The sequence below is a fragment of the Streptomyces sp. NPDC001890 genome, assembly GCF_042891445.1.
GTDB lineage: Bacteria > Actinomycetota > Actinomycetes > Streptomycetales > Streptomycetaceae > Streptomyces.
The window spans coordinates 1-13,322 of sequence record NZ_JBIATE010000034.1 but is presented as its reverse complement, the minus strand read 5'-3'; the positions used below and the strand labels follow the sequence as shown (position 1 = coordinate 13,322).

Annotated in this window: 2 protein-coding genes; both read right to left on the bottom strand. The window is 73.6% G+C overall.

Annotated features, from left to right (window positions below):
• Nucleotides 1–73: 73 nt before the first annotated feature.
• Entirely contained in the window at nt 74–10,975 is a 10,902-nt protein-coding gene (locus tag ACFYY1_RS38475; protein WP_388594171.1) for an SDR family NAD(P)-dependent oxidoreductase, read from the bottom strand.
• Between the two features lie 48 nt (nt 10,976–11,023).
• The coding region (locus ACFYY1_RS38470; RefSeq protein ID WP_388594170.1) for an SDR family NAD(P)-dependent oxidoreductase at nt 11,024–13,322 on the bottom strand (2,299 nt) is incomplete at its 5' end.

Sequence of the window (13,322 nt, the reverse complement as noted above, 5' to 3'; positions counted from 1 at the left end):
GTCCGGCGGTGTCGGCGGAGGCTGCAACTGCAGCTGCGACGGAGGCGGAGGCTGCGGCTGCGGCTGCGGCTGGTCATGAGATGCCGAACTCCCGGCCGAGGAGGTCGAAGATCTCGTCGTCGCTGGCCTCGTCGAGACCGCCCGCGGTGTCCTCACCCGCGGTGGTGTGCGCGGGGGCCCACTGGGCGAGCAGGCCCTTGAGCCGGTCGGTGATCTGGGTACGGGCGTCCTCGTCGCCGATGCCCGCCAGCACTGCCGCGAGCCGGTCGACCTCGGCGAGGACGGGGGTGGCGGCGTTGCCGGCGGCGTCGGGGACGACCTCGCCGCGCACGTAGGCGGCGAGTTCCACGGGGGTCGGGTAGTCGAAGACGAGCGTGGCGGGCAGCCGCAGCCCGGTCACGGTGTTGAGCCGGTTGCGCAGGTCGATGGCGATGAGGGAGTCGAAGCCGAGCTTCTTGAACGCCCCCTGCGGGTCGATGGCGTCCGGAGTGGCGTGGCCGAGCACGGCGGCGGCGTGGGTGCGGATCAGGTCGAGGACGACCCGGTCGCGCTCCTCCTCGGAGAGGCCCGCCAGCCGCTGCGCGAGCGGGACGACGGGGGCGCCGCCCGTGTCGCCCGCCCGCTTGACCTGGGCCCGGACGAGCTTGCGCATGATCGGCGGGAGACCGCCGGAGGCGGCGCGGGCCCGCAGGGCCGCGAAGTCCAGCCGGATGGGCAGGACCAGCGCGCCGGCCTGCGCGGTGGCCCGGTCGAAGAGGTCGAGGCCCTGCTCGTTGCTGAGGCCGGTGACACCGGCGCCGCTCATACGGCGTACGTCGGCGTCGCCGAGGTGCCCGGTCATGCTGCTGGCCTGGGCCCAGAAGCCCCAGGCGAGCGCGGTGGCGGGCAGGCCGTGGGCGCGGCGGTGCTGGGCGAGCGCGTCGAGGAAGGCGTTGCCCGCCGCGTAGTTGCCCTGTCCGGAGCTGCCGAGGGTTCCGGCGGCGGAGGAGAAGAGCACGAACGCGGCGAGGTCCCGGTCCTCGGTGAGCTCGTGGAGGTGGACGGCCGCGTCGATCTTGGGCCGCTGTACGGCGGCCAGCCGCTCGGGGGTGAGGGAGGTGATGACACCGTCGTCGAGGGTGCCCGCCGTGTGGACGACCGCGGTCAGCGGGTGTGCGGCGGGGATCGAGTCGAGTACCTGGGCGAGCGCGTCGCGGTCCGCGACGTCGCAGGCCACGGCCGTCGCCTCGGCGCCCAGGTCGGCCAGCTCCGCCACGAGTTCGGCGGCACCGGGGGCGTCGCCGCCGCGCCGGCTGAGCAGCAGGAGCCGTCGTACGCCCTTCTCGGCCGCCAGGTGGCGGGCGATGTGGCCGCCGAGGACTCCGTTGCCGCCGGTGATCAGCACGATGCCCTCGGGGTCGAGAGCGAGGTCGGCGTCCTCGTCGGGGGCCGGGGCCCGGTCCAGGCGCGGGGCGAGCACCTTGCCGTCGCGCAGGGCGAGTTGGGTCTCGGCGAGGGACAGTGCGTCGGGCAGCGCGGTCCAGGAGGCGTCATCGCCGTCGGTGTCGACGAGGGTGAAGCGGTCCGGGTGCTCGGACTGGGCGGACCTGACCAGACCCCACACGGGGGCGGCGGCCAGGTCGGTGACGTCCTCGCCGGGCACCGCGGCCAGGGCCCCGGTGGTGGTGAGGACGAGCCGGGTGTCCGCGAAGCGCTCGTCGCCGATCCACTGCTGGAGCAGTTCGAGGGCGGCGAGGCCGGTGGCGTGTGCGGCCTCGGCGAGCGGGACGGCGGCGGAGCGCGCGCCGGCGGTGGAGCGGATGCCGGCGGTGGAGCGGATGTCGGCGACCACGAAGTCCGGCACCTGGGTTCCGGCGTCCACGGCGTCGGCGAGCGCGGCCAGGTCGGCGTACTCGCCGGGGCGGCTGCCCGCGACGGTGAACGGTGCCGGGTCGGCGCCGAGGAAGGCCCAGGTGCCGGCCGGTGCGGGCACGGTGGCCGGTACGGGGGTCCAGTCGAGGGTGAACAGGGCGTCGTTGCCGCTGTCCTGGCTCGCGGCCTTGAGCTGCTCGGGCTCGACGGGCCGCATGGCGAGCTCGCCGATGGTGATGACCGGGGCGCCGGTGGCGTCGGCGATCTGGAAGCCGATGCCGTTGGCGCCGACGGGCAGCAGCCGGGCCCTCAGCACCGAGGCGCCGGTGGCGTGCACGGTCACCCCGCGCCACGCGAAGGGCAGTCGCGGCTTGCCCGCGTCCTCCCCCTGGCCGGTGCCGGGCTTGAAGTCGCCGACACCCATGGACTGGAGGGCGGCGTCGAGGAGACCGGGGTGCAGACCGTAGTCGGCGGCCTCGGCACGGCCGTCCTGCGGGAGCGCGAGATCGGCGTAGATGTCCTCGCCGAGCTGCCAGGCGCGGACGATGCCCTGGAACATCGGGCCGTAGTCGAAGCCGGTCAGGAGCGCCTGCTCGTAGAAGCCCTCCATCGGCAGTTCGGTGGCACCGGCGGGCGGCCAGGCAGCGAAGTCGTACGCGGGTGCGGCACCGGCCTCGGCAGTGGCCAGTACACCGGTGGCGTGCCGGAGCCAGGGCGTCTCGAATCCGGTGTCGGCGGCCGCTTCGGCGGGCCGGGAGTGGACGGTGAGGGTGCGGCGGCCGGTCTCGTCCGGGGCACCGACGGTGACCTGGAGCTGACGGGCGCCGCCCTCGGGCAGCACCAGCGGTGCCTCGATGGTGAGTTCCTCGACGGTGTCGCACCCGGTCCGGTGGGCGGCGTGGGTCGCCATCTCGACGAATCCGGTGCCCGGCACGATGACGGTGCCCATCACGACGTGCTCGGCCATCCACGGGTGGCTCCCGGTGGAGAAGCGGCCCGTGAACACGTACCCGTCGGAGTCGGCGAGCGGAACGGCGGCGCCGAGCATGGGGTGCTCGGTGACGCCGAGACCGACGGAGGCCAGGTCCCCGGCGCCGTCGCCCGGCATGGGCAGCCAGTACCGCTCGTGCTGGAAGGCGTAGGTGGGGAGGGCGACGCGGGTGGCGCCGGTCCCGAAGACGGTCGTCCAGTCGACGTCGACACCGTGGCAGTGCGCCTCGGAGAGCGAGGTCAGCAGCCGCTGCGCCTCGTCCTCGTCCCGGCGCAGCGTGCCGAGAGCGGCCGCGTCACTGCCGTCGTCCTCGATGGTGCCCTGGAGGCCGATCGTGAGGACCGGGTGCGGGCTGACCTCGATGAAGACGGTGTGACCGTCCGCGAGGGCGGTGCGGCTGGCCTGTTCGAACTCCACGGTTTCGCGGAGGTTGTTGTACCAGTACCCGGCACCCATCTCCGTACCGTCGAGCAGCCCGCCCGTGAGGGAGGAGTAGAGAGACGTGTCGCCGGACTGCGGGGTGATGCCCGCGAGCAGCTCGGCCAGCTCGCCTTCGATCTCCTCCACGTGGGCGGAGTGCGAGGCGTAGTCCACTTCGATCTCGCGGGCGCGGATGTCATTGGACTGGCAGTCGGTGACCAGCTCGTCCAGAGCCTCCGGGTCACCCGAAACCACCACGGACGAAGGGCCGTTGACGGCGGCGATGGAGATCCGCCCGTCCCAGGCCGCGATCTTCTCCCGCACCCAAGCAGCAGGCTGAGCGACCGACACCATGCCACCACGGCCCGCCAGCGCAATGATCGCCCGGCTGCGCAGCGCGACCACCTTCGCCGCGTCCTGAAGGGACAGAATCCCTGCGACGGCGGCCGCCGCGATCTCACCCTGCGAGTGACCGATCACCGCAGCAGGGCGAACCCCGAACGAGCGCCACACCTCCGCCAGCGACACCATCACGGCCCACAGCACCGGCTGGACCACATCCACCCGGTCCAGCCCCGGCGCACCGCCGACACCACGCACCACATCGAGCAACGACCACTCCACGTACGGCTCCAACGCCGCCGCGCACTCCGCCATCCGCGCCGCGAACACCGGCGAGGACTCCAGCAACCCCACCGCCATTCCGAACCACTGCGCACCCTGACCCGGGAACACGAACACCGGACGGTCCGACGGCCGGGTCCGGGCGGAGACCGTGCCCGGTGCGGCCAGGTCGGCCGCGAAGGATTCCAGGCCGCGCAGCAGTTCGGCGCGGTCGCGCGTCACCAGGGCGGCTCGGTGGTCGAAGTGGGCGCGGGTGGCGGTCAGCGACCAGGCGATGTCCGCGAGGGCGGGCTCGGGGTGGTCGGTGAGGTGCTGGAGCAGGCTCTCCGCCTGGGCCCGGAGGGCCTGTTCACTCTTCGCGGAGAGGACGAACGGGGTGGCGGGGGTGTTGAGCAGCGGGCCCTCGGCCAGGTCGGGGGTGTCGTCCTCGGCCGGCTCGGGCTCGGGCTCGGGCGCCTGCTCCAGGATGATGTGGGCGTTGGTGCCCGAGACGCCGAAGGAGGACACGGCGCCTCGGCGCGGCTGCCCCGTCTCCGGCCAGTCCTGCTCCGTGGTGAGGAGCTCGACGGCGCCGGCGGTCCAGTCGACGTGCGTGGACGGCTCGTCGATGTGGAGGCTCTTGGGCAGGATCCCGTTCCGGATCGCCATGACCATCTTGATGATGCCGGAGACTCCGGCAGCGGCCTGGGTGTGGCCGATGTTCGACTTGACGGAGCCAAGGCGCAGCGCGCGGCCTTCGGCGCGGTCCTGGCCGTAGGTGGCCAGCAGGGCCTGGGCCTCGATCGGGTCGCCCAGCTTGGTGCCGGTGCCGTGGGCCTCGACGGCGTCGACGTCGGCGGTGGTCAGGCGGGCGTTGGCGAGGGCCTGGCGGATGACGCGCTGCTGGGAGGGGCCGTTGGGGGCGGTGATGCCGTTGGAGGCGCCGTCCTGGTTGATGGCGGAGCCGCGGACGACGGCGAGGACCTCGTGGCCGTTGCGGCGGGCGTCGGACAGTCGTTCGACGAGGAGGACGCCGACGCCTTCGGACCAGCCGGTGCCGTCGGCCGTCTCGGAGAAGGCCTTGCAGCGGCCGTCGGAGGCGAAGCCGCCCTGTCCGCTGAGGCCGGCGAAGGCGGCCGGGGTGGCCATCACCATCACGCCGCCGGCGAGGGCCATGGAGCATTCGCCCTGGCGCAGTGCCTGGGTGGCGAGGTGCAGGGCGACGAGGGAGGAGGAGCAGGCGGTGTCGACGGTGACAGCGGGGCCTTCGAAGCCGAAGGCGTACGAGACGCGGCCGGAGACGACGCTGGCGGTGGTGCCGGTGAGGAGGTAGCCCTCGTTGCCCTCGGAGGCGTTGAGCAGCGCGGAGTAGTCCTGACCGCTGGAGCCGGCGAAGACGCCGACGCTGGTGCCCTTGACGGTGGCCGGGTCGATTCCGGCCCGTTCGAAGGCCTCCCAGGAGGTTTCCAGGAGCAGTCGCTGCTGCGGGTCCATGGTGGTGGCCTCGCGCGGCGAGATGCCGAAGAAGGCCGGGTCGAAGCCTGCCGGGTCGGTGACGAAGCCGCCGCGCAGCTCGAAGGGGCCGCCGTCCGGGCCGGTTTCGACGCCGGGCAGGCCGTTGATCCTCCAGCCGCGGTCGGACGGTACGGGGCCCATGGCGTCGACACCGTCGCGGACCAGTTGCCACAGGTCCTCGGGCGAGCGGACGTCGCCGGGCAGGCGGCAGCTCATGCCGATGATGGCGATCGGGTCGTCGTCCCCGGCGGTGGCGGCGGCGAACTCGGCGACGGCGGCCGGGCTGCCGAGGAGTTCGGCGCACAGGTGGTCGGCGAGGACGGCGGGGGTCGGGTAGTCGAAGACGAGGGTGGCGGGCAGGCGCAGTTCGGTGGCCAGGCTCAGCCGGTTGCGCATCTCGACGGCGGTGAGCGAGTCGAAGCCGAGGTCGCTGAAGGCCCGCTGGGCCTGGATGTCGTTCGCGGAGCGGTAGCCGAGTACGGCGGCCGCGGCGTCGCGTACGACGTCCAGGACGAAGGCCGTACGGTCCGGCTCGGGCAGTTCGACGAGCTGCCGGACGAGCGAGGAGACCACGGTGGTGCCGGCGGTGGCGGCGGCCGGGCGGGCGGTGGCCCTGATCAGGCCGCGCAGGATCGGCGGCACCGCCTCGGGGCTCTCGGCCCGCGACGGCAGGTTGATGTGTGCGGGGATGACCATCGCTTCGGGGCGGGCGGTCGCCGCGTCGAACAGGGCGAGGCCGTCCTCGGAGGCGATGGCGGTGACGCCGGAGCTGTTGATGCGCTGGAGGTGGGACTCGTCGAGGTTGGCGGCGAGTCCGCTGCGTTCGGCCCACAGGCCCCAGGCGAGGGAGACGGCGGGCAGTCCGCGCTGCCGGCGCCACTGGGCGAGCTGGTCGAGGAAGAGGTTGGCGGCGGCGTAGTTGCCCTGGCCGGGGCCGCCGAAGGTGGCGGCGAGGGAGGAGAACAGCACGAAGGACGTGAGGTTCAGGTCCTGGGTGAGTTCGTGCAGGTGGACGGCGGCGTCGGCCTTGGGGGTGAGGACGCCGTCGACGCGCTCGGGGGTCAGGGCGGTGAGGATGCCGTCGTCGGACAGGCCGGCGGCGTGCAGGACGGCCGTGAGCGGGTGCGCGGCCGGTACGGTGCCGAGGGCCCGCGCCAGGCTTTCGCGGTCGCCGGCGTCGCAGGCGGCGAAGGTGACGTCGGCGCCCAGCTCCTCAAGTCGGGCGGTCAGCTCGGCGGCGCCCGGCGCGTCGGCACCGCGGCGGCTGAGCAGCAGCAGGTGGCGGGCGTCGTGGGTGCGTACGAGGTGCTCGGCGAGAAGGGTGCCGATGGCGCCGGTGGCGCCGGTGATCAGTACGGTGCCCTCGGGGTCGAGCAGCGGGCGCGGGGTGTCCGGGCCGTCGACGCGGGGGGCGCGGGCGAGGCGAGGCGCGTACAGCTCGCCCTCGCGTACGGCGAGTTGGGGTTCCCCGGCGGCGAGGGCCTGGGGCAGCGCCCGGCGCGAGGGCTGGGTCCCGTCGAGGTCGACAAGGACGAAGCGGCCCGGGTTCTCGTTCTGCGCGGAGCGGATCAGGCCCCAGGCGGCGGACTGGGCGAGGTCGTCGAGGTCCTCGTCGGCGGTGGCGGCGACGGCCCCGCGGGTCACGAGGACCAGCCGGGACTGTTCGAACCGCTCGTCGGCCAGGAGTGCCTGGGCGAGTTCCAGTGCGCGGTGCGCGGCGGCGTGGGCGCCGGTGGCGAGCGGGGTGCCGGGGCGGGTGTGCAGCGGCGCGACGATGGTGCCGGGCAGCGGCATCCCCTCGTCGACGGCCGTGCCGAGGGCGTCGAGGCTGTCGAAGCGGGCGCCGGCGGGGAGCTTGAGGGTGTTGTCGCCGAGCAGCACCCAGTCGTCGGTGTCGTGGGCGGCGGTGGCGGGCACCCCGGTCCAGTCGACACGGAACAGGGACTGGTTGCCGCTGCCGCCCCGGCCGTTGCCGAGCTGTTCGGCGGAGACGGGCCGGAACATGAGTTCCCCGACGGTGGCGACGGGTGCGCCGGTCTCGTCGGCGAGCCGGACGGTGACGCCGTCGCTGCCCGCGGTACGGGCGAGCCGGACGCGTACCGAGGAGGCACCGGCGGCGTGCAGGGTGACGCCGTTCCAGGAGAACGGGAGCCTGCCGCGGCCCGCGCCCATGCCGCCGTCGAAGTCGTTGAGGGCGTTGAGGTGCATGGCCATGTCGAGCAGGGCCGGGTGCAGGCCGAAGGAGCGGGCCTCGGCGGCGACGTCCTCGGGGAGGCGGACCTCGGCGAAGAGTTCCTCGCCCCGGCGCCAGGCGGCGTGCAGGCCCTGGAAGGCGTGCCCGTAGTCGTAGCTCTGCGCGGAGAGGTTCTCGTAGAAGCCGTCGAGCGGCAGGGCGGTGGCGCCGGGCGGCGGCCAGGCGGTGAGGTCGCCGTCGGCCGTCTTGTCGGGGCCGGTCGGGGCGAGGGTGCCGCTGGCGTGGCGGGTCCACGGCTCGTCGCTGTCGGCGGTGGCCGGGCGGGAGTGCATGGTCACGGTGCGCAGGCCCTGGGCGTCGGCGGGGCCGACGGAGACCTGGAGGGCCACGCCGCCCAGCTCGGGCAGGACGAGGGGGGCTTCCAGGTTGAGTTCGCGGACCTGGCCGCAGCCGACCTCGTCGCCCGCGGTGATCGCGAGCTCGACGAAGGCGGTGCCGGGGAGCAGCGTCGTACCGAGGACGACGTGGTCGGCGAGCCATGGGTGGGTCTGCGGGGACAGGCAGCCGGTGAAGAGCATGCCGTCGCCGTCGGCGAGGCTGACGGCGGCGCCGAGCAGCGGGTGGCCGGCGGAGCGCTGGCCGATGGCGGAGATGTCGCCGGTCCAGCCGGTGGGCAGCTTGGGCCAGTAGCGCTCGTGCTGGAAGGCGTACGTGGGCAGGGTGACGGTGCGGGCACCGCTGCCGGCGTAGAAGGCGGCCCAGTCGACGTGGGCACCGCGTACGTGGAGTTCGGCGACGGCGCCGGTCAGCGCGTCGGTCTCCGGGCGGTCCTTGCGCAGGGCGGGCACGAAGGCGGCGGTGGCGGTCTCGACGGTGTCGTTGCCGAGGGCGGTGAGGGTGCCGCCGGCGCCGAGTTCGAGGTAGGTGGTGACGCCGAGGCCGTCGAGGGTGCGCAGCCCGTCGGCGAAGCGGACGGCCTCGCGGACGTGGCGGACCCAGTACTCCGGGGTGCGCAGCTCGTCGGCGGGGACGACGTCGCCGGTGAGGTTGGAGACGATCGGCAGCCGTGGTTCGTCGAACGTGAGGGTTCCGGCGACCTTGGCGAAGTCGTCGAGCATGCCGTCCATGTGCGGGGAGTGGAAGGCGTGGCTGACGCGGAGGCGCTTGGTCTTCCCGAAGCGGGCGGCGACGGCGAGCACGGCGTCCTCGTCGCCGGAGACGACGACGGAGTCGGGGCCGTTGACAGCGGCGAGGGAGACGCTTTCGGTGAGAAGCGGCAGGACATCCGCCTCCGTCGCCTGGACGGCGACCATGGCGCCGCCTGCCGGGAGGGCCTGCATGAGGCGGCCCCGGGCGGCGACGAGTGCGGCGGCGTCCTCCAGCGACCAGACACCGGCGACGTGTGCGGCGGCCAGTTCGCCGATGGAGTGGCCGAGCAGGTAGTCGGGGGTGACGCCCCAGTGCTCCAGCAGCCGGAACAGCGCGACTTCGAGGGCGAAGAGACCGGCCTGGGTGTACACGGTCTGGTCCAGCAGCTCGGAGCCGCCGAAGACGATGTCCTTGACGGGCTCGTCGAGGTGCTTGTCGAGTTCGGCGCAGACCGCGTCGAAGGCGTCGGCGAACACCGGCTGGGCGGCGTACAGTTCGCGGCCCATGGCGGCGCGCTGCGAGCCCTGGCCGGAGAACAGGAAGGCCAGCCCGCCGTTTTCGAGGGCGGTGCCGGTGAGTACGCCCGGGGCGGCGGTGCCGTCGGCGACGGAGCGGAGCCCGGCGAGGAGTTCCTCGCGGTCCTTGCCGAGTACGGCGACACGGTGGTCGAGGGCGGAGCGGGTGACGGCGGTCGACCAGCCGATGTCCAGTGCCCCGGCGGTGGGGTCGGCGGCGAGCCGGTCGAGGAGCCGGGCGGCCTGGGCGGCCACGGCCGCCTCGGTGCGGCCGGAGAGCAGCCAGGCGAGGCCGGTGGGCGCGGTGGTTTCCCCGGTGGTGGGCGTCTGCTCCGGGGCCGGCGCCTCCTCGATGGCGGGCGCTTCCTCGATGATGGTGTGGGCGTTGGTGCCGCTGATGCCGAACGAGGAGACGCCGAAGCGGCGCGGCTCGTCCGTCCCGGGCCATTCCCGGTCCTCGGTGAGCAGTTCGACGTTGCCCGCGGTCCAGTCGACGTGCGAGGAGGGCTCGTCCACGTGCAGCGTGCGCGGCAGGACCCCGTGCCGCAGGGCCATGACCATCTTGATGATGCCCGCGACACCGGCGGCGGCCTGGGTGTGGCCGAGGTTGGACTTCAGCGAGCCGAGCCAGAGCGGCCGGTCCTCCGGGCGGTCCTGGCCGTACGTGTTGATCAGCGCCTGGGCCTCGATCGGGTCGCCCAGCTTCGTGCCGGTGCCGTGCGCCTCGACGGCGTCGACCTGTGCGGCGGACAGCCCGGCGCTGGCCAGGGCCTGGCGGATGACGCGCTGCTGGGACGGCCCGTTCGGGGCGGTCAGGCCGTTGGACGCGCCGTCCTGGTTGACGGCGGAGCCGCGGATGACGGCGAGGACCTCGTGACCGTTGCGGCGGGCGTCGGACAGCCGCTCCAGCAGGACCAGGCCGACGCCCTCGGACCAGCCGGTGCCGTCGGCGGAATCGGCGAACGCCTTGCAGCGGCCGTCGGAGGCGAGTCCGCGCTGGCGGCTGAACTCGATGAACATGCCGGGCGCGGACATCACCGTCACACCACCGGCGACGGCGAGGGTGCACTCGCGCTGGCGCAGCGACTGGGCGGCCAGGTGGATGGAGACGAGCGCCGAGGAGCAGGCGGTGTCGACCGAGACGGCCGGGCCTTCGAGTCCGAAGGTGTAGGCGATGCGGCCGGAGACCACGCTGCCGGAGGTGCCGGTGAGGTAGTAGCCCTCGATGCCCTCGGTGAACTGGAGCATCGTGGAGTAGTCCTCGCCGGACGCACCGGCAAACACACCGACCTGGCGGCCGCGCATCGAGGACGGGGCCATGCCCGCACGCTCGAACAGCTCCCAGGTGCTCTCCAGCAGGAGCCGCTGCTGCGGGTCCATCGCCAGCGCCTCACGCGGGCTGATGTCGAACAGCGCCGGGTCGAAGTCGCCGACCCCGCCGAGGAAGCCGCCTGAACTCGCGTACGACGAACCGCGCTTGTCGGGGTCCGCGTCGTACAGCTTCTCCAGGTCCCAGCCCCGGTCCTCGGGGAACGCGGATATCGCGTCCTTCCCCTCGGACACCAGCTGCCACAGATCCTCCGGCGATCCCACTCCCCCGGGGAACCGGCAGCTCATCGAAACGATGGCGACCGGCTCGTGCTCACCCGCCTCCAGCTCGCGCACGCGCTGCCGGGTCTGGTGGAGATCGGCGGTCATCCGCTTCAGGTAATCAAGGACCTTCTTGTCATCCGCCATGGCCCGCCAACCCCTCCAAGAATTCCGCACACTCGACGAACACGCTTTTCAGACCTCTCCGAACTCGTTGTCGATAAAGGCCAGTACTTCTTCGGCACTCGCCGCATCCAGCTGGTCCACCACGCTGTCGCCCCCCTCGACGGGTGCCTGCGCCCCGTCCAGCCGGGCCACCAGGGCCCGCAGGCGCGAGGTGACCCGCCGGCGGGCTCCCTCGTCGCCGTCGAGAACGGACAGGCCCGACTCCAGCCGGTCCAGCTCCGACAGCACCGCCGTTTCCGGCGTCTCCTGCGCGCCCCCCAGCTCGCCGCGCAGGAATTCCGCCAGCGCGGTGGGCGTCGGGTGGTCGAAAACCAGGGTGACGGGCAGTCTTAGACCCGTCCTCGCGCTCAGCTGGTTCCGCAGGTTGACGGCGGTGAGCGACTCGAATCCGAGGTCCCGGAACGGCCGTTTGGCGCCGATCGGCTCCGCCGTTTCGTAGCCCAGCACCACGGCCGCCTCGGTCCGTACCAGTTCCAGCAGCTTCCGTGCCGCCTCCGCGTCCGACAGCCCGGCGAGCGAGGCCGTGAAGGCGGCGGAGCCGCCCTCCGCCTCTCCGGCGGCGGACTCCGTGGCGTACTTCCGTACCTCCGGGATGTCCCCGAGCCAGGCCGCCGGGCGAGCGGCGAGGAAAGCGTTCAGGAAGGAGGTCCAGTCCACGTCCGCGACCAGCACGGCCGCCGTGTCGCGGGCCCCGGCGCCGGCCGCGACGCGGCCGAGCGCGGTCAGGGCCGCCTCGGTCGGCAGCACCGGCAGCCCGCGACCGCGCATGCGGTCGGCGAACCCGGGGTCGCCGTGCGCCGTGCCGCCCTCGGCCCAGGGGCCCCACGCGATCGACGTGCCCGCCAGGCCCAGTGCCTGGCGGTGGACCGCCAGGGCGTCGAGGTGGGCGTTGGCCGCGGCGTAGCCGCCCTGCCCGATGCCGCCGACGGTGCCGGCGAACGCGGAGAACAGGACGAACGCGTCCAGGTCACGGTCCTCGGTGAGCTCGTGCAGGTGAACGGCGCCGGTCACCTTGGCCCGCAGTGCCGCCGCGACCCCGTCCGGGGTCAGGCCGTCGATGAGGCCGTCGGCGGCGGCATCGGCGGTGTGCAGCACCGCGGTGACCGGCGTACCGGCGAGGTCGAGACCGTCGAACAGGCCACGCAGGGCGTCCCGGTCGGCGACGTCACAGGCCGCGATGGTGACCTGTACGCCGGTGGCGGTGAGTTCCTCGCGGAGTTCGGGCGCGCCGGGGGCTTCGAGGCCGCTTCGGCTGGTCAGTACGAGGTGTTCGGCGCCGTTACGGGCCAGCCAGCGGGCGACGTGCCCGCCGAGGGCGCCGGTGCCACCGGTGACGAGCACGGTCCCGGTGGGCTGCCAGCCGCCGGTGGTGGTGGCGGCAGTCTCCAGGCGGGTGCGGACAAGTCGTCGTACGAACACCCCCTGCTCGCGCAGTGCGAGCTGGTCCTCCGCCTTGTCGCCCGCGGCCAGGATCCCGCACAGGCGGGCCATGACCCGCTCGTCGAGCTCGGCCGGGAGGTCGACGAGACCGCCCCAGCGCTGCGGCAGTTCGAGCCCGGCGACCCGGCCCAGGCCCCAGACGGCCGCCTGCGCCGGACTGACGAGCCGATCGGCCGCACCGACGGAGACGGCACCCCGGGTCAGGCACCACAGGGGCGCCTGGACACCCGCGTCGCCCAGGGCCTGGAGGAGCACGACCGTACCCAGCAGACCCAGCGGCTCCGTGGCCGCGGCGGCCTCGTCGGTCTCCGCGAGCGCCAGCAGCGAGACGACTCCGTCGATTCCCTCGGGTCCCTCGGGTTCCAGACCGGCGAGAGTGGCGGCGAGCGCCGAACGCTCGGCCACCGCGACCCGGCTGACGTCGGCACCGTGCTCGGTGAGCGCGGTCGCGAGGGCGTCGACCAGCTTGTCGTCGACGGAGAAGCTCTCCGGCACGGCCAGCAGCCAGCGCCCCGGGAGCAGCGGAGTGCCGCCGCCGCTGCCGGACTCGGCCGGCTTCCAGGTGGTGCGGTAGGTCCAGTTGTCCAGCGCGGACTGCTCGCGCTGCTGCCGCCGCCAGCTGAACAGGGTCGGCAGGGCCGCCCGCAACGGCTCGGCGTCGGCACCGCCCAGCGCCTGCGACAGCGCGTCCAGGTCCTCGTGCTCGACCGCCTCCCAGAAACGGGCGTCGATGGCGGCCGTACCCGCCCCGACCGATTCGGCGGACAACTCGGGCCAGTAGTGGGTGCGTTGGAAGGCGTAGGTGGGGAGGGGGGTGCGGGTGGCGTTGGTGTCGGTGAAGAGGGTTGTCCAGTTGATGGTGGTGCCG